General features: G+C 58.4%; 22 protein-coding genes and 1 riboswitch. Of the genes, 11 read left to right on the top strand and 11 right to left on the bottom strand.

Going from position 1 to position 22,473, the window contains the following annotated elements; all coding sequences use genetic code 11:
• Positions 1 to 2: 2 nt before the first annotated feature.
• Both cysW and ACFO3S_RS02065 read left to right on the top strand, forming a co-directional pair.
• Positions 3 to 872, top strand: coding sequence for a sulfate ABC transporter permease subunit CysW (gene cysW / locus ACFO3S_RS02070; RefSeq protein ID WP_378091707.1), 870 nt, complete (start codon positions 3 to 5; stop codon positions 870 to 872).
• A 38-nt stretch (positions 873 to 910) separates the two neighbouring features.
• A complete protein-coding gene (locus ACFO3S_RS02065; protein ID WP_378091705.1) occupies positions 911 to 1,111 on the top strand; it encodes a YezD family protein in 201 nt (66 codons plus the stop codon).
• Positions 1,112 to 1,175: 64 nt separating this feature from the next.
• Here ACFO3S_RS02065 and ACFO3S_RS02060 read toward each other — a convergent pair whose 3' ends face one another.
• A complete protein-coding gene (locus tag ACFO3S_RS02060; RefSeq protein WP_378091703.1) occupies positions 1,176 to 1,322 on the bottom strand; it encodes a YqzM family protein in 147 nt (48 codons plus the stop codon).
• Positions 1,323 to 1,566: 244 nt separating this feature from the next.
• On the opposite strand from ACFO3S_RS02060, the gene uvrC reads away from it, so the two are divergent.
• From uvrC to ACFO3S_RS02045, 3 genes are all read left to right on the top strand, one after another.
• Complete coding sequence (uvrC, locus tag ACFO3S_RS02055; RefSeq protein WP_378092232.1) at positions 1,567 to 3,462, top strand: excinuclease ABC subunit UvrC; 1,896 nt, start codon at positions 1,567 to 1,569, stop codon at positions 3,460 to 3,462.
• A gap of 357 nt (positions 3,463 to 3,819) precedes the next feature.
• Positions 3,820 to 4,488 carry a YkoP family protein gene (locus tag ACFO3S_RS02050; protein ID WP_378091701.1) on the top strand — a complete coding sequence of 223 codons (669 nt, stop codon included), beginning with the start codon at positions 3,820 to 3,822 and terminating at the stop codon, positions 4,486 to 4,488.
• The gene (locus ACFO3S_RS02045) at positions 4,488 to 5,147 is read left to right on the top strand and encodes a phosphatase PAP2 family protein (RefSeq protein ID WP_378091699.1); all 660 of its coding nucleotides are present in this window, start codon (positions 4,488 to 4,490) and stop codon (positions 5,145 to 5,147) included. The genes ACFO3S_RS02050 and ACFO3S_RS02045 overlap by 1 nt, the downstream gene beginning before the upstream one ends.
• A gap of 57 nt (positions 5,148 to 5,204) precedes the next feature.
• Here the strand turns inward: ACFO3S_RS02045 and ACFO3S_RS02040 are convergent, their stop codons facing one another.
• Positions 5,205 to 6,911, bottom strand: a complete 1,707-nt coding sequence (locus ACFO3S_RS02040) for a hypothetical protein (RefSeq protein ID WP_378091697.1) — start codon at positions 6,909 to 6,911, stop codon at positions 5,205 to 5,207.
• A gap of 256 nt (positions 6,912 to 7,167) precedes the next feature.
• Positions 7,168 to 7,351: riboswitch (cyclic di-AMP (ydaO/yuaA leader) on the top strand.
• Between the two features lie 130 nt (positions 7,352 to 7,481).
• Here ACFO3S_RS02040 and ACFO3S_RS02035 point away from each other — a divergent pair.
• The 3 genes from ACFO3S_RS02035 to ACFO3S_RS02025 are packed head-to-tail and all read left to right on the top strand — an operon-like array spanning position 7,482 to position 10,291.
• Entirely contained in the window at positions 7,482 to 8,780 is a 1,299-nt protein-coding gene (locus ACFO3S_RS02035; RefSeq protein WP_378092230.1) for a TrkH family potassium uptake protein, read from the top strand.
• Between the two features lie 13 nt (positions 8,781 to 8,793).
• Positions 8,794 to 9,462, top strand: a complete 669-nt coding sequence (locus ACFO3S_RS02030) for a potassium channel family protein (RefSeq protein WP_378091695.1) — start codon at positions 8,794 to 8,796, stop codon at positions 9,460 to 9,462.
• A 55-nt stretch (positions 9,463 to 9,517) separates the two neighbouring features.
• The gene (locus ACFO3S_RS02025; protein ID WP_378091693.1) at positions 9,518 to 10,291 is read left to right on the top strand and encodes a polysaccharide deacetylase family protein; all 774 of its coding nucleotides are present in this window, start codon (positions 9,518 to 9,520) and stop codon (positions 10,289 to 10,291) included.
• A 6-nt stretch (positions 10,292 to 10,297) separates the two neighbouring features.
• Here the strand turns inward: ACFO3S_RS02025 and ACFO3S_RS02020 are convergent, their stop codons facing one another.
• Together ACFO3S_RS02020 and ACFO3S_RS02015 are read right to left on the bottom strand one after the other, a co-directional pair.
• A complete protein-coding gene (locus ACFO3S_RS02020) occupies positions 10,298 to 10,912 on the bottom strand; it encodes a 3D domain-containing protein (protein ID WP_378091691.1) in 615 nt (204 codons plus the stop codon).
• Positions 10,913 to 11,022: 110 nt separating this feature from the next.
• Entirely contained in the window at positions 11,023 to 11,940 is a 918-nt protein-coding gene (locus ACFO3S_RS02015; RefSeq protein ID WP_378091689.1) for a LysR substrate-binding domain-containing protein, read from the bottom strand.
• Positions 11,941 to 12,121: 181 nt separating this feature from the next.
• Between ACFO3S_RS02015 and ACFO3S_RS02010 the strand changes: the two genes are divergently transcribed.
• The 3 genes from ACFO3S_RS02010 to sdhB are packed head-to-tail and all read left to right on the top strand — an operon-like array spanning position 12,122 to position 15,349.
• Positions 12,122 to 12,790, top strand: coding sequence for a succinate dehydrogenase cytochrome b558 subunit (locus tag ACFO3S_RS02010; RefSeq protein WP_378091687.1), 669 nt, complete (start codon positions 12,122 to 12,124; stop codon positions 12,788 to 12,790).
• Positions 12,791 to 12,805: 15 nt separating this feature from the next.
• Positions 12,806 to 14,563, top strand: a complete 1,758-nt coding sequence (gene sdhA, locus ACFO3S_RS02005) for a succinate dehydrogenase flavoprotein subunit (RefSeq protein ID WP_378091685.1) — start codon at positions 12,806 to 12,808, stop codon at positions 14,561 to 14,563.
• A gap of 3 nt (positions 14,564 to 14,566) precedes the next feature.
• On the top strand, positions 14,567 to 15,349 hold the full coding sequence (gene sdhB / locus ACFO3S_RS02000; protein WP_378091683.1) for a succinate dehydrogenase iron-sulfur subunit: 783 nt from the start codon (positions 14,567 to 14,569) through the stop codon (positions 15,347 to 15,349).
• Positions 15,350 to 15,448: 99 nt separating this feature from the next.
• Here the strand turns inward: sdhB and ACFO3S_RS01995 are convergent, their stop codons facing one another.
• The 7 genes from ACFO3S_RS01995 to ACFO3S_RS01965 all read right to left on the bottom strand — a co-directional run bounded on the left by ACFO3S_RS01995 (position 15,449) and on the right by ACFO3S_RS01965 (position 22,225).
• Entirely contained in the window at positions 15,449 to 16,567 is a 1,119-nt protein-coding gene (locus ACFO3S_RS01995; RefSeq protein WP_378091681.1) for a TolB-like translocation protein, read from the bottom strand.
• A gap of 18 nt (positions 16,568 to 16,585) precedes the next feature.
• Positions 16,586 to 17,998: a sensor histidine kinase gene (locus ACFO3S_RS01990; RefSeq protein ID WP_378091679.1), complete on the bottom strand. Its 1,413-nt coding sequence runs from the start codon at positions 17,996 to 17,998 to the stop codon at positions 16,586 to 16,588.
• Positions 17,995 to 18,678 (bottom strand): response regulator transcription factor, encoded by a 684-nt coding sequence (locus tag ACFO3S_RS01985; protein WP_378091677.1) that lies wholly within the window; start codon positions 18,676 to 18,678, stop codon positions 17,995 to 17,997. The genes ACFO3S_RS01990 and ACFO3S_RS01985 overlap by 4 nt, the downstream gene beginning before the upstream one ends.
• Before the next feature lie 22 nt (positions 18,679 to 18,700).
• A complete protein-coding gene (locus tag ACFO3S_RS01980; protein WP_378091675.1) occupies positions 18,701 to 19,624 on the bottom strand; it encodes a M15 family metallopeptidase in 924 nt (307 codons plus the stop codon).
• A 323-nt stretch (positions 19,625 to 19,947) separates the two neighbouring features.
• Positions 19,948 to 20,256 carry a winged helix-turn-helix transcriptional regulator gene (locus ACFO3S_RS01975; protein ID WP_378091673.1) on the bottom strand — a complete coding sequence of 103 codons (309 nt, stop codon included), beginning with the start codon at positions 20,254 to 20,256 and terminating at the stop codon, positions 19,948 to 19,950.
• A gap of 232 nt (positions 20,257 to 20,488) precedes the next feature.
• Positions 20,489 to 21,301 carry a histidinol-phosphatase gene (locus ACFO3S_RS01970; protein WP_378091671.1) on the bottom strand — a complete coding sequence of 271 codons (813 nt, stop codon included), beginning with the start codon at positions 21,299 to 21,301 and terminating at the stop codon, positions 20,489 to 20,491.
• Positions 21,302 to 21,322: 21 nt separating this feature from the next.
• A complete protein-coding gene (locus ACFO3S_RS01965) occupies positions 21,323 to 22,225 on the bottom strand; it encodes a LysR family transcriptional regulator (protein WP_378091669.1) in 903 nt (300 codons plus the stop codon).
• Positions 22,226 to 22,473: the final 248 nt, after the last annotated feature.

Raw genomic sequence — 22,473 nt, 5'->3', positions numbered from 1 at the left:
ACATGGCGGGAATCGTTACGAATCCGCAATCGGCGAAAAAACGAACAGCGCCGCCTCATCTGTCCGAGCCCGGCTTCGTGAAATACGTGCTGATCGGCGTCGCGCTGCTGTTCCTCGCGCTCATCGTGCTGCTTCCGATGGCGGCCGTGCTGGCGGAAGCTTTCCGCAAAGGCTGGAGCGCCTACCTGAGCGCGCTGACCGATCCGGACGCCATGTCGGCCTTGAGGCTGACGCTTGTTACCGCGCTTATCGCCGTTCCGTTAAACACGATTTTCGGATTGGCGGCGGCATGGGCGATTACGAAATTCAAGTTTCGCGGCAAAAACCTGCTGGTCACGCTGATCGACCTGCCGTTCGCGGTATCGCCCGTCGTCAGCGGACTGATCTACGTGCTGCTGTTCGGCGCTCAGGGCTTGCTCGGTCCGTGGCTAGACAAGCACGATATCCATATTATTTTCGCTACGCCGGGAATCGTGATCGCGACGATGTTCGTCACGTTCCCGTTCGTGGCCCGGGAGCTCATCCCGCTCATGGAAACGCAGGGCGTTGCGGACGAGGAAGCGGCGGTCAGCCTTGGGGCGAAAGGGTGGCGGGTATTTTTCAGGGTGACGCTTCCGAATATCAAATGGGGCTTGCTGTACGGCATGATTTTGTGCAACGCGAGGGCGATGGGCGAGTTCGGGGCGGTATCGGTCGTATCCGGGCACATTCGGGGCGAGACCAACACGCTGCCGCTGCATATTGAAATTTTGTACAACGAATACCAGTTCAGCGCGGCGTTTGCCGTCGCTTCCCTGCTGATGGTGCTGGCCGTCGTCACGCTCGTCGTCAAATCCTTCCTGGAAAGCCGCATGAGCGAGGAGAGCCGCTAAATCGGGTTGACATCAACAAGTGAAACGGGGGTAGCCCAATGGCAAAACCGGTACAAGTAGACGAACGTTGGTTGGGGCGAATCGCGGAGCAAGTCAACGGGTTGGAATACGGGGAGGTCAACATCGTCGTCCACGACGGCCGAATCGTGCAGATCGAGCGCAAGGAAAGAAAACGCTACGACGATGTCGCGCGAAGCGCCAAGAAGGAGCGCGATTCGACCAAGCCCGAATCCTCATAAACCGAATCACGCAATGATAGAGGGCCGCCCCGGCAGGGACGGCCCTCTGTTTGGACTTTCACGATCAGGAAATCAAAAATTTAACGACGACCGCGGCCGTGAATACGATGAACATGAAGCCGAACATCACTCCAAAGCCCGTCGCCACATCGAATAAATCGCCGCGCGGTTCTTCGTTGACGTGCTGGCGCGGATCGGTAACATTTGCCATAGTAAGCCTCCTGACACGCATTCGATAATTACAGTATACCCAACATCTCTTTTTGTTGTAAAGGTAGTCCTCCGAACGATCGGTGACAAGTTTGCGACAACGGAAAACCGATAAGGCGACAGGACGGCCGAATGTGCTACAATGGGAGGAACGGATGTTCTATCCGATCGGACACGATCGCGAATCCCAGAAGGAGGTGCGTGCCTTGGAACCCCTGAATGTATCCGCGAGCCGGGACAAAGCGATGGAAAACATTCGCAACAAGCTGGCGCTTCTCCCGGACCAGCCCGGCTGCTACTTAATGAAAAACGAAGAGGGAAAAATCATCTACGTCGGCAAGGCGAAAGTGTTAAAAAACCGCGTGCGCTCTTACTTTACAGGCAGCCATGACGGCAAAACGCAAAGGCTCGTCTCCGAAATCCGGGACTTCGAATATATCGTCACGGCCAGCAATACCGAATCGCTCATCCTCGAGTGCAATTTGATCAAGGAGCATTTTCCCCGGTACAACGTTCTGCTGAAGGACGACAAATCGTTTCCGTACTTGAAAATTACGAATGAGAAGCATCCGAAGCTGGAGGTGACGAGGCGGGTTCTCAAGGACAAGGCGAAATACTTCGGTCCTTATCCGAACGCGTTCGCCGCGCAGGAAACGAAGAAGCTTCTGGACCGCATGTATCCGCTGCGCAAGTGTAACTCCCTGCCCGATAAAGTCTGCCTGTATTATCATCTGGGCCAGTGCGTGGCGCCGTGCGAATATCCGGTGGAGCCTTCCGTATACGAGCGGATGGTCGGCGAAATCGCGAGATTTCTGAACGGAGGACATGCGGAAATTAAAAACGAGCTGAAGCGGAAAATGGAGCAGGCGGCCGAAGAGCTGCAGTTCGAGCGGGCGAAGGAATACCGCGATCAGATTGCCGCGATCGAAGCGCTGATGGAGAAGCAGACGATCAATATGGCGGACGCGATGGACCGCGACGTATTCGGCTATTCGGTGGACAAGGGCTGGATGTGCGTGCAGATTCTGTATATGCGTCAAGGCAAAATGAACCAGCGTCATATGTCGGTTTTTCCGTTTTACGGGGAGGCGTACGACGACTTCCTCAGCTACGTGACGCAGTATTACAGCGATAATCCGGCACTGCCGCGCGAGGTGCTGCTTCCGCCGCCGCCGGAGGAAGGGCAGAGCGAGGCTGAGACCGCCCCCGCCCGGATGGATCAAGTCGCCGAGGCGAAGGAAGGCTACGGCGAGACGGCGGGGGAGGCCGGCGAAGCGGTCGAAGATGGAGAAGCGGCGGAGGTCGGGGAGTCGCTGCGCCGCTGGCTGAAAATCAAAGTGGCGATTCCCCGCCGGGGTTCGAAGCGGCAGCTTGTCGCGATGGCCTGCGACAATTCCCGGGTCGCGCTGGAGGAGAAGTTCAGGCTGATCGAGCGGGACGAGTCGCGTACGGCCAAAGCGGCGGAAGGACTGGCCAATTGGCTCGGCATCCCGAGCGCGTCGCGCATCGAGGCGTTCGACAACTCGAACATCCAGGGGGCGGCCGCGGTGTCCGCGATGGTCGTATTCACCGACGGCAAGCCCGATAAAAAGGAGTACCGCAAATATAACGTCAAAACGGTGCAGGGACCGGACGACTACGAATCGATGAGGGAAGTCGTCCGGCGCCGTTACGAGCGCGTGCTGAAGGAAGGCTTGCGGCTGCCGGATCTGATCGTCGTCGACGGGGGCAAGGGCCACATCGCGGCGGCGCTGGACGTTCTCGTCAACGAGCTCGGGCTTGACGTTCCCGTCTGCGGCTTGGCGAAGGATGAGAAGCACCGCACCTCCCAACTGCTCGTAGGCGATCCGCCGGAGGTCGTCCCGCTGCCGCGCGACAGCCAGGAGTTTTACTTGCTGCAGCGAATCCAGGACGAGGTTCACCGCTTTGCGATTACGTTCCACCGCGAGAAGCGGGCCAAATCGATGATCGCTTCCCGGCTGGACGCCATACCGGGCATCGGGGAGAAGCGGAGAAAGCAGCTGCTGAGCCACTTCGGCTCGTTGAAAGCGATCAAGGAAGCTTCCGTAGAGGATTTCCGCGCGGTGTCGATCGGAGAGTCGCTGGCCCGGCGCATTTTGGAGGCTCTGCACGCAGAATGATCCCGAGTCCGCATCGTCATCCCTCTATCGATAATGGAAGAAGGTTGTCTCCGCAAGCCGGGGGCAGCTTTTTTTGTGAAAGTATAACATTCGCAATCCTTTTCTGAATCAACCCTCCGGCAAAAACGCGCTTCTGCGTCTAGAGGACGCCGAGGCGTTTTTGCTTGGCCCGCTTTCGGGAGGAACGGCCAGGTCCCGCCAAGACCTCGGTCTAGATCGCGCTGGACGAAAGACAGGTTTACAACCCGACGCGAAACGATGGGAGACGGGGCCTGCGGAGCGATACAATGAAATCGAAGCGCGAAGGCGGCCCATCCAATACGTCAATTATCGAATACGAAAGCGGGATGAACGAAGATGGAACAGTCCACATGGAAGACGGGCATCGTACACGGCTCCGGCATGACCGGAGGGGTGGCGCTGCCTGGCCGGAAAACCGGAGGGAGGGCGCGTCAGAAGGTTTGGATGGCCTGGGAAGCGGGGGTCGGCCGACTGATGGCGCTGACGAGCGAATGTACGCTGGAGGCGGGCATGTGCAAGGTGCTGGTGAAGAAATATAAGGGGACCGCCTTCGTCTGTCAGGACGGCACGAGAGTCGAGAAGGGGGATCGGATCGGCGAGCTTCATCTGAACAATCGGATGGTGCTGGAGTTGACGCGGGAGCACGGGGCGGACCGGGCCGCAATCCGGACGGCTCGCCTTATCAGAGCTTCGCTCAAGGAGCTGGCCTGGACGCTCGATCGCGCACCGGAGCTGGCCGACGTCAAGGCGCTCATCGGCGTGACGCTGCTGCACCGGGGGCTTACGCACGGCCTCGGCTTCGAGCAGAGGGCGCTGCCCTCTAAGGCGTTCGAACGGATTACGACGCTGTATTTGAAGCTGCTTCTGCGCTTCCTGCACCCGAACGGTCTGGGCAGGAGCGAGCGGAGCAAGACGAAGCTGACGTCCGTCCAGCTCGTCTCCACTCGCGCCAACTTGCGGAGATTGCTGCGCGCGGAGCCGGATAGCTGCGCAACGAGGGCTTGATGATTCCGGTCGAAGCCGCCAAAGCGTCGCAGCAAGGCTGGAAAGCATGGAAGCCTCTCCTCGCGCTTCTGATCATTCCCGCCATCAACGTTCTGTACGTCCTGCAAAACCGGCCAAACAGCAACGTTCAGTCGCTCGTGACCGATGCGGATCGGATGCTGCCGTATATTCCGGCGTTCGTTCTTCCCTATGCGATCTGGTACCCGTTTCTGATTGTCGTCTTCATCCTGATTCTCCGGCAAGACCGGCATGAATATTACCGCACGCTGCTGGCCTTGTGCCTTGGACTGCTGCTGTCGAACCTTGTGTTCCTGCTTTTCCAGACGACCGTTCCCCGGCCCGAGGTGACGCCCGACAGCCTGTTCGACCGGCTCGTCCTGTTCATCTACGCCAACGATCGGCCTTATAACTGCTTTCCGAGCGTTCATGTGCTGACCAGCGCCTTGATGATTTACGGCGCCCGGGTTCTGGGCGGGGGCGCGAGAACGGTCGTCGCCCTCGTCGGCGCCACCATTATCGCGTCCACCTTGTTCATTAAGCAGCACGTCCTCGCGGACGTTCTCGCAGGCCTTCTCGCAGCCAAGCTCGTGTTCTGGCTGGCGGGCGAGCTGATGCCGCTCATTCGGAAGAAGCTGTCCGCGGCGCGCGAGCGCGTCTAGCCGATCCGCGCCGATTCGCGAAGGCGGCGCGCTCGCCTGACGGAAGGGGCGGGCGATTCAGGCTCGCGCCCGGGCAGCCCGGTGGAGGCGCCATATGACCCAGCCTACAAGAGCGGGGGACAGAAGGCTGAATACGCCGCCGGCAAAATTGCCGGGCAGGCCGTCGAACATCATCTGCATGCCCATCAGAATCGCATCCAGCGTGACATGAGCGAAAATGACGGCCATTAATCCGAATCGCAGCATGAACCAGCCGAACAGGAAGGACAGGAGTACAAGCTCAATGATGCGAGTGTAGACCGGATAAACCGCGTAGCCGACATGCCCGAGCGCCCAGAACAGTCCGGGGGGAACGATGGCGAGCGTCGTCAGAACGACGGCTGATCTGCGGGACGGCTCCCTCCCCGTCCACTTGCGGGCAAGACCGACGAACCAGCTGCGGAACACTCCGATGCCGAACAGCCGGCTCTGCAGCTCCTCCGATATGCCCGCGCACCAGGCCAGCAGCGGCAGAAGCAGCGGAAGGCTCATGTTATACATCGACTGCGTGGCGTCCGACGAGGCGAACGCGCCGAGCGTTTTCTCCAGCAGAAGAAGAATGACGGATTGGGCGCCCAGCAGAATAAAAGCGAGGAAGTAGCCCTCCTTCATGCTCTTCAGCACCGCCTCCCCGTAGCCGGACTCCCGCCACCTCGGCCAGAGCGGCCTTCCCATCGACTTCCACAAACCGTCCCCGCCGACGGCCGAGAAGTAGGTCAGCAGCGCCATTGCCGCATAAGTGACGAGGCTGACGGTCAGATTAACCCGATCGCCCACGCTGACTCCAGACTCCCAGGTTCCAGCCCGCAATCCGGGGATCATGTTAAACGTTAAGGCTGCATACAGCGCAAAAAAGACGGTCGCAAGAAAAATGCCTCTTCGGTAGGAGGTATATCCGCCGTGAGTCCCCGTGTAGACAATCGCAAGGATGAATAGCAGCAACTGGGGCAAAATGAACCCGAATACCGACAAATGGCCGGCCAACCGCTCCTGGTCCTCCATATACCGGACGAAGGAGGCCGGCAGATCGACCCGATACGCGACTGCGCCTCCCTGCCATTCGGGAATCGCGGAGTCCGCCGGACGGAACGACGGGGGCAGATCGACGCGCAGCCGGAGCTCGGCCTCCTCGATCGCGGATAAGCGGGACACATACTCGAAGCCGCGATCGCCGAAGGATTCGCCGGTCCATTCCCAGTCGTTCGCGCGAATGCCGTACCACTCGGCGTACCGCAGCGCGGCGGCGGCTTGCTCGGCTGCAGGCCGCGTCTCTTCCTCGCGGCTCGCGGAGCCGGCGTCGAAGTCAGCCCCCAAATGCCGCCAAGCGACCAGGCTGCCCGACTCCATATGGACGGAGACGGCCAGCGCGCCCGGGGACCCGCTGATCGTCAGCTCGACGACGTACACGTCCGTCGGAGCCGCCGCCGCCCACAGCTTGTCGTACGAGGCGGTCAGGCCATGCTTGGACAAGTAGCCGTTCGCCTTGCTGTCGGTCATATGCGTTACCGTCGTCTTGCTCACGTCCGCAGCTTCAATGCCGAATTTCTCGTTCGCCCATTCGATCGCCTTCCGCTCCGCTTCGGCTCTCGTCAGCACGGCGGAGGCATTCGTCGTGAAAAGCTGCCCCGTTATCGGGAAGACTTGAATGAGCAAAAACAGCGCCAGCCCGATCGCAGCCGTCCAAACCCAACGTTTGTCCAGCGGCGTCGGTCGATTTTCGATCATGCGGTTTCTCTCCTCGCCAGCAGTAAAATTCAAAGATAACGTATTCAACGGCTTCGCGCTTGAAGCTGCCGTTTTTTTTCATTAAGTATCTCGCATTTTCAATGAAAATGAAAGCAAACCGAACGATAATGACTGTCCGAAGCCAAAACTCTCGAAGAACTATCCGTTAAACCGCCTAAACGAGCCGGATTGCCCCCTTTTTGACGTTGTTCCCGCTCAGCGTAAGGGCTATAATGCGGGGGTACGTTTTTTATCCGGAATAAATCGGCCGAATTTCCTAGGACGGAAAACGGGGGACCCAATACGGATCGCGGGGTACAGGTTCATTGTATTCGAGCGTCCAGGGGTGAATTCCAAACCGCGACAGACCGCGGCGGATAGGGCAGCCTGTTCGAGCCCGAACCCGACAGCTAACCTCGTAGGCGTTAGACGAACAGGAATCGCGTGCATGAAGGGCACTGGGGTTCCAGTGCTTTTTTGGTGATTCAGAAAGCAGCAGCGGGATACGGGTCGAGGTGGATCATTGTGTTCAAAAAAGCGGTGCGCTGGTTATATGCTTTTCCTCCGAGGATGATGCTTCTCGGTTTTAGTTTGATTATTTTGACCGGGGCGCTGCTGCTGATGCTGCCGATCGCTTCCGCGAGCCGGGAGCCGCTGTCGTTCGTCGACGCCCTGTTTACGGCAACCTCCGCAACGTGCGTGACCGGCCTCGTTCTGTTCGATACGGGCGCCCACTTCTCCGTCTTCGGCCACTGGGTGATTCTTCTGCTGATCCAGGTCGGGGGCGTCGGCTTCATGACGATGGCCACGCTGTTTGCGCTCATCTTAAGAAGGCGGATTTCGCTCAAGGAAAGACTGATTTTGCAGGAGTCGCTTAACCAGGGCAGCATCGAAGGACTTGTCCGTCTCGTACGCAAGGTGATCTTCTATGCGCTGGCGCTGGAGCTGGCCGGAGCGGTGCTGTACACGATCCGCTTCGCTTTCGACATGCCGTTCGGTCAAGCGGTCTATCACGGCGTTTTCCATGCGATCTCCATCTTCAACAATGCGGGCTTCGATCTGTCCGCAGAGGGCAACAGCTTTATCGGCTATTCCGAAGACGTCTACATGAACGTCGTCTCGATGGCTCTCATCGTTCTTGGCGGCTTCGGCTTTATCGTGCTGGCGGATTTGTTCGATTACCGGCACAAGCGCAAGTTCTCGCTGCACACCAAAGTCGTGCTGAGCGTCTCCGCCGCGCTGGTCGCCGTCGGAGCGATCGTCATTCTGATCTTCGAGTTCACGAATTCGCGCACAATCGGAGACGAGCCGTTTGCTTACAAAGCGATGTCCGCGCTGTTCCAGTCGGTCACGACCCGCTCGGGCGGGGTCTCGACGGTAGAAATTGCCGAACTGCGCCAAGCGACCCAATTTTTCATCGTCATTCTGATGTTTATCGGGGCTTCTCCCGGCTCGACGGGCGGAGGCATCAAGACGACGACGTTCGCCGTGCTCGTCGGCGCGGTGCTGGCGATGATGCGCGGCAAGGAGGACGTCGTGCTGTTCCGTCTGCGGCTGGCCCAGGAGAGAGTATACAAGGCGATTACCGTAACGCTGTTCTGCATCGGCATCGTGCTGACCGGGACGCTGGTGCTCGCTACGACGGAGGATGCCAGCTTTCTGAAAATTTTATTCGAGGCGACGTCGGCGTTCGGCACCGTCGGACTGTCCATGGGGCTGACCGACAGCTTGAGCCTGGCGGGCAAGCTGACAATTATCGTTCTGATGTTTATCGGCCGATTGGGGCCGCTCACCTTGACCTACGCTTTGGGACCGAAGCCGGGTCGGCCGCTTTATCGTCACGCGGAAGGCAAAATCATCATCGGGTAGAGGACGGAGAAGGATGAAATTAAATCAGTTCGTCATCATCGGACTGGGCCGCTTCGGCTCCAGCCTGGGCCGGGAGCTGATCCGACTGGGCTACGAGGTGCTCGGCGTCGACCGGGACGAGGAGAAGGTGCAGGAGATGTCCGGCATGCTGACGCATACGGTCATGGCGGACGCGACGGAGGAGGATGTGCTTCGTTCGATCGGGGCGCGGAATTTCGACTGCGGCGTCGTGGCGATTGGAGACGATATCCAGGCGAGCATTCTGGCGACGATTCTGCTGAAGGAGCTTGGGGTGAAGAAGGTCGTGGCCAAGGCGGTATCCGATCTGCACGGGCGGGTGCTGGAGAGAATGGGCGTCGACCGGATCATCTATCCGGAGCGGGACATGGGCGTCCGCGTCGCCCACCAGCTCGTCTCGCCGAACCTGCTCGATTACATTGAGCTGTCGCAGAAATATACGATCGCGGAGCTGGCGGTGCCGCAGTGCTGGTCGGGCAAATCTCTGGCGGATGTCGACCTGCGCGGCAAGTTCGGCTGCAGCATCGTGGCGATTAACAAGCCGGGGGGAATTATTATCGCTCCCGCCGCCAAGGATGTGCTGTCGAAGGAGGACGTCATGGTGCTGATCGGTACGAACGATCAGATCGAGGAGTGTCAGGAGTCTTTTCATTCCGGTGAATGAAAAGCATCCCGTTCGCTCAGGCTAAAGCTATGACGAGCGGGATGGAGGAATGGCGATGAAGAGGTCGCGACTGGGAAGAGCGGTGATGGTGCTGGCGAGCGCCGTCACCTTTTTAACGTTGTGGGGCGGCCTGCCGGTAGCCGACGGGAAAGCGAAGCCGTCCGGCACGCATTGGTCCGAATGGGAGCGCCGATACGAAGGCGTGTTTGTTCTGTCGGCCTCGCGCGAGGCCCGCAAAGTCTCCTTGACGTTCGACGACGTTCCCGATCCCCGTTACACGCCGAAGGTGCTGGATATTTTGAAGAGGAAGGACGTTCGGGCCAGCTTCTTCGTCGTCGGCACCCGTGCGCGGAAGTACCCGGAGCTGGTCAAGCGTATTCATCGGGAAGGGCACGATATCGGCAACCACTCCTACAACCATCCGGATTTCTCGAGGCTGTCCCTGGCGAAGGTGCAGGACCAGATTATGCGGGCCGAGCAGGTGATCGCAAGTACGGTAGGGTTCAGACCGAGACTTGTGCGTCCGCCTTACGGGGAAATTGTGCCGAGCCAGCTGGAGTGGGCCAAGAAGCGAGGATACACGTTCGTCAATTGGGATGTCGACTCGTCGGACTGGCGGCAAATTAGCGCCGACCAGGTGTTCCGCAACGTCACCCGCGCAGTCAGACCCGGCTCCGTCATCCTGATGCATGCCGGCGGAGGAAGCGGCCAAAGTCTGGCGGGGACGGTCGAAGCGCTCCCGAGAATCATCGATTGGCTGCGCGCCAACGACTACGAACCGGTCGCGCTGACGGAACTGCTTCATCTTCCCGAGAAGAAAGCGAACTGAGCCTGCCTATTTTAACACGTACACCTTGACGTTCTGAATGCCGAAGCCGGATACGAAGGAGCGGGAGCCCGGAACGAAGATGTCGATCCGGTTGCCCTTGATGGCGCCTCCGGCATCGGAAGCGGTGGCAATCATGCCGCCAGTCGGCAGGCCCGCGAAATTGTAGCCGGTAATGTAAAGCCGGGTGCCGAAAGGAATGACCGACGGATCGACGGCGACCGTGCCCAGCTTAAGCGGATTGCCGAAGTAGTCGACGGCGCCCCACTTCCCGTTCTCTTCGGCCGAAGCCGAGTAGGCGCTTGCCTTGACGTCGAGCACCTTGGAATACTCGATCGCTTGCCCGGAAGCGGTCTGGACCGATTGCTGGAGAGGGGCAATCTTCGCGGCGCCGGGAATCGTCAGCTTCAGCCCCGCGTAGATGTTCAGCGGATCGACCGTCGGATTGGCTTCCATCAACTGCTGCAACGGAATGTTCATTTGTCTGGACAGCTTCCAGAACGTATCGGAATCCTTCGCCTTATAGGATGCGGACGCGTGAGCGGTCAGCGACGGCAGCGCGATTGTTGCGCCGAGGGCCAGCGCCGCGGATGCTGCGCCGAGTTTTTTCCAACGATGATTCATGCGATCTCCTCCTGAGGGGCCTGCGAGACCCCGACTTGCTGTAAAAGGTATCACAGCCCGTCGCGGGATAAAACCGGCAAGATCAGGAAGCCGATCTTTCTGAGAATTTTCTAAGAAGGCTTGCGCCGCGGCGATTCCCGGTTGAAGTAGGCGGTCGTCTCCTCGATGAGAAACCGGGTCGAAGGAGCGATCCAGGCCGGATCTCCATGAATCAGAAACGTCGTTCGCTTCGTCTCCTCAAGCTCCTTAATGCGTACCAGATACAGGTCGTTGTCGATCAGAACCTGCTCCCGCAGGTAGGATTTGGGAAGCAGCGTCCCCGCCCGGCAAGCGGAGAGCAGCCGGATAATCGCTTCGAAAGAGTCGATTTCCATGCGGACGTCGGGCTTTACGTGATATTTTTTTAATAATTCGTCGGTCAGCGTCCGGTACCACGTTCCGTGTGCGAACAGAATCATCGGCAAGTTCTGCAGATCGTTCATTTCGATGTGCGTTCTTTCTAATATAATATGGTTCTTGGGCAGCACGAGGATAAGATGGTCGTCGAATAGGGGCACACTGGTAATGGCCGGATCTTCGATTACGGATGAGGCGACAATGCCGAAGTCGACTTTGCGCTCCTTGACCAACTCGGCGATTTCGTGCGATTTGCCGGTTACCGCCTTAATCTCCAGATTGGGATGCTTCTCGGTCATCGCCTTCACGAGATCGGGGAGCGTCGTCTGAAGCGTCGTCAGGCTGGCTCCGATGGTAGCGACGTGGGCTTCCGGCGATTTGTAAGCGTTCAGCTTCTGCAAATAGCTGCCGTGAAACCGCCTGAGCTCCAGCGCGAATTCGTAGGTAACCTGTCCGGCCGCGGTCAGCTCCAGCCTTTTGCCGATTCGGCGGAACAAGTCGACCTCCAGCTCGGCCTCAAGCCGAGCCAGGCGGCGCGACAGCGCCGGCTGGGACAGGTTCAATCTTTCCGCCGCCTTGTTCAAGCTGGTCTGCTCCACGATCGTCGCGAATAAGCGCATATCTTCAAGCATATCGGCCTCTCTTCTCTTATGCGCAACGCGCATAAGTTATAATATTAAATAAGCAGTTCCATTATAAGCGAAAATAGAGTAACCTTAAAAGCGGTGACAAAATGGTGACGAATGCCAGCCGTGCGACAAACATCATTGTCAGATGTCCAAGCATGGATGCGAAAGGAGAACAAACTTAGACATGAAAGGTAATTCTTATTTACCGCGCAAGCTTCATTCGCTTCTTGGCGTAATCCCGCTCGGCCTGTTCATCGTCGAGCATGCGCTAACGAACTACACGGCTTTCGAGGGGGGACAAGAGGGCTTCGCGGACGCTATCCATCTGTTGAACAGCCTTCCGCTCATTTTCTTCTTGGAATTGTTCGTGATCTGGCTGCCGATTTTGTTCCACGGGGTCTACGGACTTTACATCGCCTATCAATCGGACATCAATACGGGCAGATTCAGCTACGGACGCAACTGGGCGTTCGCCTGGCAGCGGATCACGGGGGTCATCACCTTTATTTTCGTCGGATGGCATTTCTACGATACCCGGATTCAGCTCGCGCTGGGCAATGTCTCCCATGAAGACCTGGGTCAGCACATGAACAACATCTTCAGCAATCCGTGGGCCGTAACGGCTTACGTAATCGGCGTCCTGGCCGCAACGTTCCATTTTGCGAACGGGCTGTGGGCTTTCCTCGTCAGCTGGGGCATTACGGTCGGCCCTCGCGCGCAGAAGGTGTCTTCCAGAATCTGCATGGGCATTTTCGTTGTCCTGGCGGCTATGTTCCTGCTGTCCATTTTCGCATTCCGCAGCGACGAATTCGCTTCTGCGGCCTCGGCGCTAAGCGCGGTATCGGTAGGTTAAGGGAGGAGTACATCAATGGCAACTCAAAAAGTCATCGTCGTCGGAGGCGGCCTGGCCGGCCTGATGGCGACGATCAAAGCGGCGGAAGCCGGCGTTCGCGTCGATCTGTTCTCGCTTGTTCCGGTTAAGAGATCCCACTCCGTATGCGCGCAGGGCGGCATCAACGGAGCTGTCAATACGAAGGGCGAGGGAGACTCCCCGTGGGAGCACTTCGACGATACGGTATACGGAGGCGACTTCCTCGCGAACCAGCCTCCGGTCAAGGCCATGTGCGAAGCGGCGCCGGGCATCATTCACCTGATGGACCGGATGGGCGTCATGTTCAGCCGGACGCCGGAAGGCTTGCTCGATTTCCGCCGGTTCGGCGGCACGCAGTATCACCGGACGGCGTTCGCGGGCGCGACGACCGGCCAGCAGCTGCTGTATGCGCTGGACGAGCAAGTGCGCCGCTGGGAAGTGGCGGGTCTCGTGCAGAAGTACGAGCACTGGGAGTTTACGGGGGCTGTCATCGACGACGACGGCGTATGCCGCGGCATATCCGCCCAGGATCTGCGCACGATGGAATCGGTCACGTTCCGCGGCGACGCGGTCATACTGGCGACGGGCGGACCGGGCATCATTTTCGGTAAAACGACCAACTCCGTCATCAATACGGGAACCGCGGCAAGCGCAGTGTATCAGCAGGGCGTCTATTACGCGAACGGGGAGTTCATCCAGATTCACCCGACGGCGATTCCGGGAGACGATAAAAACCGGCTCATGAGCGAATCGGCGCGCGGCGAGGGCGGCCGAATCTGGACGTACAAGGACGGCAAGCCTTGGTACTTCCTCGAAGAAAAATATCCGGCATACGGAAACCTCGTGCCTCGGGATATCGCGACGCGGGAAATTTTCGACGTGTGCGTCAACCAGAAGCTCGGCATCGACGGCGAGAACAAAGTCTATCTCGATCTGTCTCACAAGGATCCGAAAGAGCTTGACGTCAAGCTAGGCGGCATTATCGAGATTTACGAGAAGTTTACGGGCGACGATCCGCGCAAAATTCCGATGAAGATCTTCCCGGCCGTACATTACTCGATGGGCGGATTATGGGTCGACTACAATCAGATGACGAACATTCCGGGGCTGTTCGCCTGCGGAGAATGCGATTATCAATATCACGGCGCGAACCGTCTCGGCGCAAACTCGCTGTTGTCGGCGATCTTCGGCGGCATGGTGACCGGTCCGAAGGCGATCGAGTACATCAAGGGGTTGAAGAAGTCGGCCGAGGACGTGGCGGAGAGCGTGTTCGAGCGCGAGCGCAAAAAGCACGCCTCCCAGTACGAAGCGATCACGAAGATGGACGGCAACGAGAACGCGTACGTGCTGGCTAAAGAGCTGGGAGAATGGATGACGAACAATATGACCGTCGTCCGCTACAACAAAAAGCTCGAAGAGACGATCGACAAGATCAAAGAGCTGAAGCAGCGTTACAAAAAGATCAATATCAACGATACGGCGCAATGGAACAACGCGGGCGCGGCGTTCACGCGGCAGCTCTGGAACATGCTGGAGCTGGCCGAGTCGATGACGGTCGGAGCGCTTCTGCGCAACGAAAGCCGCGGCGCTCACTACAAGCCGGAGTTCCCGGAGCGCGACGACGACAACTTCCTGAAGACGACGAAGGCGAAGTGGACGCCGGAAGGTCCGCAAATTTCGTACGAGGACGTCGACGTCTCGCTGATCAAGCCGCGGAAGCGCGACTATTCCACGAACAAGAAGAAGGAGGGCTAATCCATGGCGGAAGCAACTGCAGCAGCGACCGCATCGGCGACGGGTCGTAAAGTCAAGTTTATCATTACTCGCCGTGAGCGTCCGGACGCCCCTTCGTTCACCGAAGAATTCGAGGTTCCTTACCGTCCGAACATGAATGTGATCAGCGCGCTGATGGAAATCCAGCGCAACCCGATCAACGTGAAGGGGGAGAAGACGACTCCAGTCTGCTGGGAATCCAACTGTCTGGAGGAAGTGTGCGGCGCTTGCTCGATGGTGATCAACGGCAAGCCCCGTCAGGCTTGCAGCGCGCTGATCGACAAGCTGGAGCAGCCGATTCGTCTTGAGCCGATGGCGACGTTCCCGGTCGTGCGCGATCTGGTCATCAACCGCGAGCGGATGTTCAACGCGCTCAAGAAGGTGAAGGCCTGGATTCCGATCGACGGTACGTACGATCTCGGACCGGGTCCGCGGATGGCGGAATCGAAGCGCCAATGGGCGTACGAGCTGTCCAAGTGCATGACGTGCGGCGTCTGCCTCGAGGCTTGCCCGAACGTCAACGACCGCAACAGCTTTATCGGGCCGGCTCCGATCTCGCAGGTGCGGCTGTTCAACGCTCACCCGACGGGCGAGATGAACGCGCATGAGCGACTGGAAGCGCTGATGGAGGAAGGCGGCATCGAAGGCTGCGGCAATTCGCAAAACTGCGTGCGCTCGTGTCCGAAAGGCATTCCGCTGACGACTTCGATCGCGGCGATGAACAAAGATACGACCAAGCACTTGTTCAAGCAATGGCTGGGCCTGTAATTCCATAAGAAAACGAGGGTGTTCCGAAAGTCGACGATGACTTGGGGACACCCTCGTTTTCTTTCTCAGTGATTCAGAAAGGAAGCAGCCCCGGTTGATTTATTCGGGGACTCTGATGAGGTAGGTGACGAACCGGTTCCGGTTTCGATGCTCGTCGGGAAGAGCGGACGTGACCATGAGCCGGTTGCCGGACGGATTCCAGCGCAGAGGATCGGCAATGAATCGAATGTCCAGAGATAACGAAGCGGACAGCCCGGTTGCCGCGTCTGCGACGTAGATGCCGCGAACCGTTCCGTTTGGCGTTATTCCGGCGTAAGCGAGCCTGATTCCGTCCGGGGACCAGGCGAGTCCGTACAGCTGCGAATCCTGGGCGATCGCGTGCAGGACGTTGCCCTTCAGGTCGGTAATGACCAGCTCCATGTCGCCGCTGCGGATTCGGCTCACGATCGCCAGACGCTGCTCGTCCGGGGAAGGGACCATCCAGACGACGCTTCCCCGGACTTGGATGAGAGTTTTTTCGTCGGGGGAGAGCTGCACCAGTTCGCCGCTAAGCGTCGTATACATCAGCCTGTCTCCGACCAGCGCCAGATTGCCCGGAAACTTTTCCCCGCTGTTCGACAGCAGGCGCTGCGCGGGGCCGTCCGCCCGCCATTCGTAGATCTCCCCTTGGAGGTTGGCGTAGAGGATCGATTCGTTATCGATCCAGCGCCCGTTGTCGACGGCGATCTCGTCGTTTCCGGTGAAGGCCGTCGTCCAGCCGGCAGCCAGATCTGCGACGTAGCCTTTAGCCGTTCCGGCTTGCGGGAAGTACGACTTATAAAAGACCTTCGTTCGGTCGGGGCTGACCCAGGCGTATCCCTGATGGCCGGCGGAAGCGGCGATCGGAGTTTCCGCGCCGGTAGACAGCTCGTGCACATAGACATTGCGCGGGTATTCACTCGCACCCTCCGCTCGCCGGGGCTTCATCTCCCGGTTCTCGCGGTCGATCAGCAGCCGATCGTCGCTGAGCCAATCCGTTCCTCGCACGTCGTCCAGCCGGACCAGCTCGTCCATCTCCGTTCTCTCGTAGGAGGACGGCTCGGGATTGTCCAGCACTGTAATCGTCTGGCCGGAGACCTCGATCTGCTCCCTGTCCGAGTTCCATTGCAGCCCGCACCCGGACAGGAGCAGCAGGGACGCCACTCCCAGTCCGGCTAACGCATTGCGAATTTTTGCCACGTCGGTTCAACTCCTGGTTCAGTTGAGATGGGAGGGAGGGCGGACGGGAAAGACGAGCCGGAAAGTGGTGCCCCGGTCGGCCTGCGCCAGCTCCACCGTTCCTCCTTGCTTCTCGGTCAGCTGCTTGACGAGGGCCAGGCCGAGCCCGGTTCCTCCGCTGCTGCGGGCCCGGTCCTTGTTCACCGTAAAGAAAGGTTCGAAAATGCGCTCCCGGGCGTCCTCCGGAATGCCGATGCCCGTATCGGAAATCTCGATCAAGGAACGGTGATCTTCCTGGCGGTTGGAGACGACGACCTGTCCGCCTTGCACGTTGTACTTGATGCCGTTGTCGAGCAGATTCATGAAAATATGATTCAGGCTTTCGCGATCGGCCCATATCGAGCCCGGGGTCAACCGGGGGACAAGCTCGACGCCGAAACGCTCCGCCTTTGCCCTCATGCGTCCGATCAGATCGAGGAGCAGCTCGGCCGGATCGACCGTCTCCGGGCGATATTCGAAGTCGTATTTCTCCAGCGAGGACAATCGGAGCACCTTGTCGATCATTTCGGTCAGCCGGTCAGCCTCCGCGCCAATGTGTCGAACGGCGTCCTTCGTCAGGGCGGCGTCGTCAGGATACAGCTCCATCAGCTCGGAGTAGGCTTTGATCGACGTCAGCGGCGTCTTGAACTCGTGGCTGATATTGCCGATAAATTGCTTCATGTCCGAGATGCTGCCGCGGATGGCCGTGCTCATGTAATAAATCTCTTGACCGAGCTGTCCCAGCTCGTCCCGGCGCCGGAGGGGAGGGAGGCTGAGAAAGTCTCCTTTGCGAATTCGTTTCGCGGCGCGGTTCAGCTTCGCGATGGAGGAAGCCGCACGGGAAAAGTACCCATAACCGAGAATAAAGCTGGCTCCGAGAACGGCGGCTCCCGTCAGCACGAACAGGCCGGCGATCGTGTTGTAGAAGCGCTGGTCGTCCGCAAGGGAGTACTGGAACTGGATAACGCCCATCTGCTGCCCCGGCCCCTGAATCGGGGCGAGATACAGAATCGACGACCCCTGCTGCAGATAAGCGATTTTACCTTGCAAGGCAAGCTGCAGCGCATGGTCTGCGCCGTAAGAGGTGGAGTTAAGCGGAATGGAGTCTCCCGTTTTTTTGCCGTCCTTGTCGTACAGCACGACGTGCAGGCCGGAATAGACGGCGAGATCCATCGCGAACTGCTGGCCTCTAGCGCGCAGAAATTGCTGCGCTTCGATCGGCGGCGAGATCATGTAGGCTTGCTTAATGCTAAGATTGGCGAGCCGGGTCTGCTGAAGCAGCTCCTTCTCAATTCTCGACTGCTGGTGCTCCTTGATGCCCCTGAGCACGAAAATGCTGAGCACGAAGACAGTCAGCAACAGAAGCAGCGCGAGAAACAGGCTGAATTTGACCTTGATGCTGACCGCTCTCATGAATGGGCTCCGGTCGCTTTGTACCCGACCCCGAACACCGTATGCAGCAGGTGCTGGCCGGTGTCTCCGAGCTTTTTGCGCAGCCGCTGCACATGGATGTCGACGGTGCGCGTCCCTGTGGCGTAGTCGAGCCCCCAGACCGCGTCCAGCAGCTCGTCGCGGGTGAACACCCGTTCCGGGTGGGACAGCAGAAGCGCGAGCAGGTCGAATTCCTTGGGCGTCAGCTCCACCGGCTCGTCATGGACAAGCACGGTTCGCAGCTTCGGATGAAGAGACAGGGCGCCCGCAACGATCTTCTCTTCCTCCGGCTCCTTTTTCTCCAATCTGCGGAGCAGCGCCTTCACCCGCGCGATCAGCTCCCGGAGATCGAACGGCTTGGTCATGTAATCGTCCGCGCCCATCTCCAGCCCGACAATCTTATCCACGATGTCGTTCTTGACGGTGAGCAGAATGATGCCCATGTTCGCGCGGTTGTCGAGCCGCTTGCAAACTTCGTAGCCCGTCAGCTTCGGCATCATGACGTCCAGCACCATAACATGAGGACGGAAGCTGAGCGCGCGGTCCAGAGCGGATTGGCCGTCGTAGACCGTCTCGACCTCGTAGCCTTCCTTGCGGAAGGCATAGGAGATCGGGTTCGCGATGCCCGGCTCGTCGTCGGCGACGAGGATGCGTTTGTTCATAATCTCACCCGGATGTTATCGATTAGGCTTTGGTGCGGATAGCCTCTTCCGCTTCTTCGAAATATTGCTCCAACGTCACTTTCTTATTCGCGACGTCCTTGGCGACTTGCTCCCCGACGTAGCGCACGTGCCACGGCTCGTAAGAATATCCCGTGACGCTCGCCTTGCCCTGCGGATAACGGATAATAAACCCGTAGTCCGCAGCATGCTCGGCGAGCCACTTGCCTTCCTTCGTCTCGCCGAAGCTTTCCTCCAGTCCGTAGGAGACGCTTGCGCTCGAGACGTCCATGGCCAGACCGGTCTGGTGCTCGCTTTGGCCGGGTCGGGCGCTTGTCCGGTTGGCGGCCTCCTCGCCTTTGCGCTTGACGTTGCTCTCGAATATCGATTTCTGCGTCGCATAGGAGCGGTAGCCGGAAACGGCCTTCAGCTCGATGCCGTCATCCTCCGCCCCTTTGAACAAATCTTCCAGCGCTGCGGCGGCTTCCTTGCGCATCTGCTTCTTCGGCGAATCGCCCGAGAAGGAGAACGGCACGTTTGGCACGACAAGGTCGCTGGGCACGTAATCCGACGGCAAATTGCGCTTTTTGTTGACGAGGACGTAGAGGCTGGACGCATTGGTGACGACGGCTGCGCCATGCTTGTCTTCCTCAATCGTAAGGCCCGGCAGGCTATCGGCCAGCAAAGCGAAAACCGGCGACACGGTGGCCGGCGGTTGGTCGGTCTCGCTCGGCGTTCCGGGAGGCTCCGAAGGCTTCGACCCCTCGGGGACGCTCGCATGCGGAGATTCCCCGGGAGCGTCCGGAGAAGCGGAGGGAAAGGGGGCTCCGCTTGCGTACGACGGGGCGCTCGGCGAGGGCAAGCCGCTCGACGATTGTACTTCTTTATACAACAGTCCGCCGGCGATGGCAACTCCGAGCGCGACGACGACAACCGATCTTTTTTTCATCTCTTACTCTCCTTGGGTCGTATTTCTTGGTTAAGAGAGTAATAGACGGATGTATCTCCGTTATATCGGGATGTTTCGAAAGTGTAAACGCGAAAGAAGTCGAAGGGTCGCCGGATCGGTCGCGGAGCGAGCTCAAGACGTCGCGGATCTCGCAGAAGCGCAAACGAATACAGAAGATGGGCAACAATGAACCAAAAAGCGCGAGTCACGGGGGCTATGCAACCCCCAACCCGCGCTTTTTCTGCTTACCCCCGAAAAAACTGCCGATCTACCGTAGTAAAAACCGCTTTTGAGTCAGCCTGCTCTCTACGCCGCACGGCAGGCTACATCCATGTTTCTCCCCAATGCTGGATGGATTGAATGACTTCCTCCAGCTGCTGACCTTTCTCCGTCAGCTCATATTCGATGCGGACCGGCATTTCCGGATAGACCGTTCGCGTGAGAATCCCGGCGGCCTCGAGCTCCTTCATGCGGTCCGTCAGCATTTTATCGCTCATTTCCGGAATTTGTTCCTTAATGTCCTTGAACCGTTTAGGACCTCCAAGAAGCACGCGGATGATCAGTCCGGTCCATTTTTTGCCCAGCAGCTCTGCAGCCGATTCGTACTTGGGGCACATTTTGGAATAATCCATACCGACTCCCCCTTTCGTACTATTTTAGCATACGCACTTCAAAAAAGTAAGTGAAAACTTGAGGAAGCCGGGAATTCGGGCAGACGTCCGGGCCGCTTTGTTACACAATTGAAATCTTTCTGTGATCTGGCTGTTGCAGAGCTCGGGTATTCTTAGTAACAAGACCCCCTTTTTTCATAGTATTGAAGCCTGCCAACGTTGGCAGGCTTCCTTTTTTTCTATGGCGTCCCGCTTACAGGGGCACGACCACCTTTTCCTTCTGCCGGAAAAACACCCAGCGCCGGAAGCCGATCTCGCGCAGACGGGAGCGAACGGACTCCCATTCATCCCCGACGCGGGAAGGGAGGTGGGCGTCCGACCCGAACGTGACGTCGGCCCCGAAGCTCAACGCGCGCTCGAGAATGTCGTCCGAAGGGTACCAGCCGCCGCAATCCTTCGTTTTCCCGCTCGTATTAATCTCGATGGACAGATCGTTCGCGGCGACCGCCTTCAGCGCTTCGTCGATAGCGGCTTCGGCTCCGGCGATGTCCGCGAAGCCCGGATAGTACCCCTTCATCGCGTCGATATGGCCGAGCACCTGAAACAGCCCGCTTTCGGCGGATCGGCGGATCAGCTCGTAATAATGTATTTTCTCGTCGAGCTGCTGCGCCTCGTCCTTGTTCTTCCACCGGTTGCGGTTGAAAATGCTGACGCCTCTCGTCTGGTGAACCGAGCCGATCAGGTAGTCGAACGGATACGGGGCGTACGCCGACCGATACAGCTCGATCTGGTCGATGTAGAAATCGGACTCGACGCCGAGCAGCACCTCGATCCGGTCTTTGTACTGCTCCTTGAGCCGCAGCACCTCCGCGATATATTTGGGGAATTCGCTTCGCGCCATCGCGGTGCCGGGCTGCGGGTGATCGTTCTCATGGGCAAAATAGGGAGAATGATCGGAGATGCCGATCACCTGCAGACCGGCTTCGATCGCCGCTTCGATGTAGTCCCGGATGTCGTCCGAAGCATGTCCGCATCTGTAATGATGGGTATGCAGGTCGAATTTCATTGTCGTCACTCCTAGCTTATCTTATTCGCTTCCTATGAACTGGTATTCGGGCATCCCCTTCAGATCGTTCAGAAATTGTCTCATCGCGCTGTTGACATATCTCCCCGACTTGGTCATGACCCCGACGGGATGGCTGACCTCCAGTTCTGTGACGGGAATCATTTTCAGCGTGCCTCGCTTGATTTCTTCGGAGATGGACAGCTTGGAGACGATGGCGGCGCCCAAATTCAGCTCGACCATCCGCTTGACTTCTTCGCTGCTTCCCAATTCCATGACGATGTGGGGTTCGATGCCGTGCTCTCGCAGCACCCGGTCCGTAAACCGTCTGCCGAGCGTATCCGGGGATAATAAAATCAGAGGAACGTCCTTCAGCATGTTAATCGTGATCCGCTTGGCTCCGGCAAGCGAATGCTGGGGAGCGACGACGAACTCGAACGTGTCGTAGTAGAGGATGGACGTTTCCACCTGGAGGCTTCGATCGGTTAAATATCCGATGCCGATATCCACCGTTCCGTTCTCTACGCTGGACAGCACTTGGGTCGAAGACATAGAAACGATGCTGGTCTTGATTAGCGGGTACTGGTCCTGAAAATAGGACAGGACGCGGGGCAAAATCTGAATCGCGATCGAGGTGGTCGTTCCCAGGACGATGTGGCCTTGGGGCACTTGATTCAAATCGGTCAGCTTCTGCTTCAGCTGCTCCACGATCGCCAGAATCTGCTCGGCATGCTCCAGGAATACGCGGCCTCTGTCCGTCAGCGTGACCGGATAGTTGCGATCGACCAACGTCGCCTTGAACTCGTCTTCGAGACTTTTAATTTGCGCCGAGACGGCGGGCTGCGTCAAGTTGAGCAGCTCGCCGGCTTTGCGGAAGCTCAGCGTCTTGGAGATCGTCACCAGCGTTTCCAGTTGGTTAATGTTCATCCCTGCACCTCCTTTAACATCGAATTAATTTATCGTATACGCAAAAAGAGATAAACAAGTTTTGTCATAGTCCTATTATAGGGGAATTTTTTTCCCGCTGCAAAGGCTGTGGGCTTCATCCCGGGCGCAAGCGAATTCCGAACGGGTGGTTGCGGAGAATGTAAGGCGGGGGTTAAATCTTGCCGATGACACGGATCCGACAAGGAATTCGTCGAACGTTCGTCGAAGTCATTCGTCAAATCTGCGCG

The sequence above is a fragment of the Cohnella hongkongensis genome (genome assembly GCF_042654645.1).
GTDB classification, from domain to species: domain Bacteria; phylum Bacillota; class Bacilli; order Paenibacillales; family Paenibacillaceae; genus Cohnella; species Cohnella hongkongensis.
Note: the sequence above shows the minus strand (reverse complement) of the source record. Positions and strands in the feature narration are given on the sequence as shown.

Coding starts and splice junctions, on each gene's coding strand:
- cysW (WP_378091707.1), top strand. CDS start 3: ATGGCGGGAATCGTTACGAATCCGCAATCGGCGAAAAAACGAACAGCG.
- ACFO3S_RS02065 (WP_378091705.1), top strand. CDS start 911: ATGGCAAAACCGGTACAAGTAGACGAACGTTGGTTGGGGCGAATCGCG.
- ACFO3S_RS02060 (WP_378091703.1), bottom strand. CDS start 1,322: ATGGCAAATGTTACCGATCCGCGCCAGCACGTCAACGAAGAACCGCGC.
- uvrC (WP_378092232.1), top strand. CDS start 1,567: ATGGAAAACATTCGCAACAAGCTGGCGCTTCTCCCGGACCAGCCCGGC.
- ACFO3S_RS02050 (WP_378091701.1), top strand. CDS start 3,820: ATGGAACAGTCCACATGGAAGACGGGCATCGTACACGGCTCCGGCATG.
- ACFO3S_RS02045 (WP_378091699.1), top strand. CDS start 4,488: ATGATTCCGGTCGAAGCCGCCAAAGCGTCGCAGCAAGGCTGGAAAGCA.
- ACFO3S_RS02040 (WP_378091697.1), bottom strand. CDS start 6,911: ATGATCGAAAATCGACCGACGCCGCTGGACAAACGTTGGGTTTGGACG.
- ACFO3S_RS02035 (WP_378092230.1), top strand. CDS start 7,482: ATGATGCTTCTCGGTTTTAGTTTGATTATTTTGACCGGGGCGCTGCTG.
- ACFO3S_RS02030 (WP_378091695.1), top strand. CDS start 8,794: ATGAAATTAAATCAGTTCGTCATCATCGGACTGGGCCGCTTCGGCTCC.
- ACFO3S_RS02025 (WP_378091693.1), top strand. CDS start 9,518: ATGAAGAGGTCGCGACTGGGAAGAGCGGTGATGGTGCTGGCGAGCGCC.
- ACFO3S_RS02020 (WP_378091691.1), bottom strand. CDS start 10,912: ATGAATCATCGTTGGAAAAAACTCGGCGCAGCATCCGCGGCGCTGGCC.
- ACFO3S_RS02015 (WP_378091689.1), bottom strand. CDS start 11,940: ATGCTTGAAGATATGCGCTTATTCGCGACGATCGTGGAGCAGACCAGC.
- ACFO3S_RS02010 (WP_378091687.1), top strand. CDS start 12,122: ATGAAAGGTAATTCTTATTTACCGCGCAAGCTTCATTCGCTTCTTGGC.
- sdhA (WP_378091685.1), top strand. CDS start 12,806: ATGGCAACTCAAAAAGTCATCGTCGTCGGAGGCGGCCTGGCCGGCCTG.
- sdhB (WP_378091683.1), top strand. CDS start 14,567: ATGGCGGAAGCAACTGCAGCAGCGACCGCATCGGCGACGGGTCGTAAA.
- ACFO3S_RS01990 (WP_378091679.1), bottom strand. CDS start 17,998: ATGAGAGCGGTCAGCATCAAGGTCAAATTCAGCCTGTTTCTCGCGCTG.
- ACFO3S_RS01985 (WP_378091677.1), bottom strand. CDS start 18,678: ATGAACAAACGCATCCTCGTCGCCGACGACGAGCCGGGCATCGCGAAC.
- ACFO3S_RS01980 (WP_378091675.1), bottom strand. CDS start 19,624: ATGAAAAAAAGATCGGTTGTCGTCGTCGCGCTCGGAGTTGCCATCGCC.
- ACFO3S_RS01975 (WP_378091673.1), bottom strand. CDS start 20,256: ATGGATTATTCCAAAATGTGCCCCAAGTACGAATCGGCTGCAGAGCTG.
- ACFO3S_RS01970 (WP_378091671.1), bottom strand. CDS start 21,301: ATGAAATTCGACCTGCATACCCATCATTACAGATGCGGACATGCTTCG.
- ACFO3S_RS01965 (WP_378091669.1), bottom strand. CDS start 22,225: ATGAACATTAACCAACTGGAAACGCTGGTGACGATCTCCAAGACGCTG.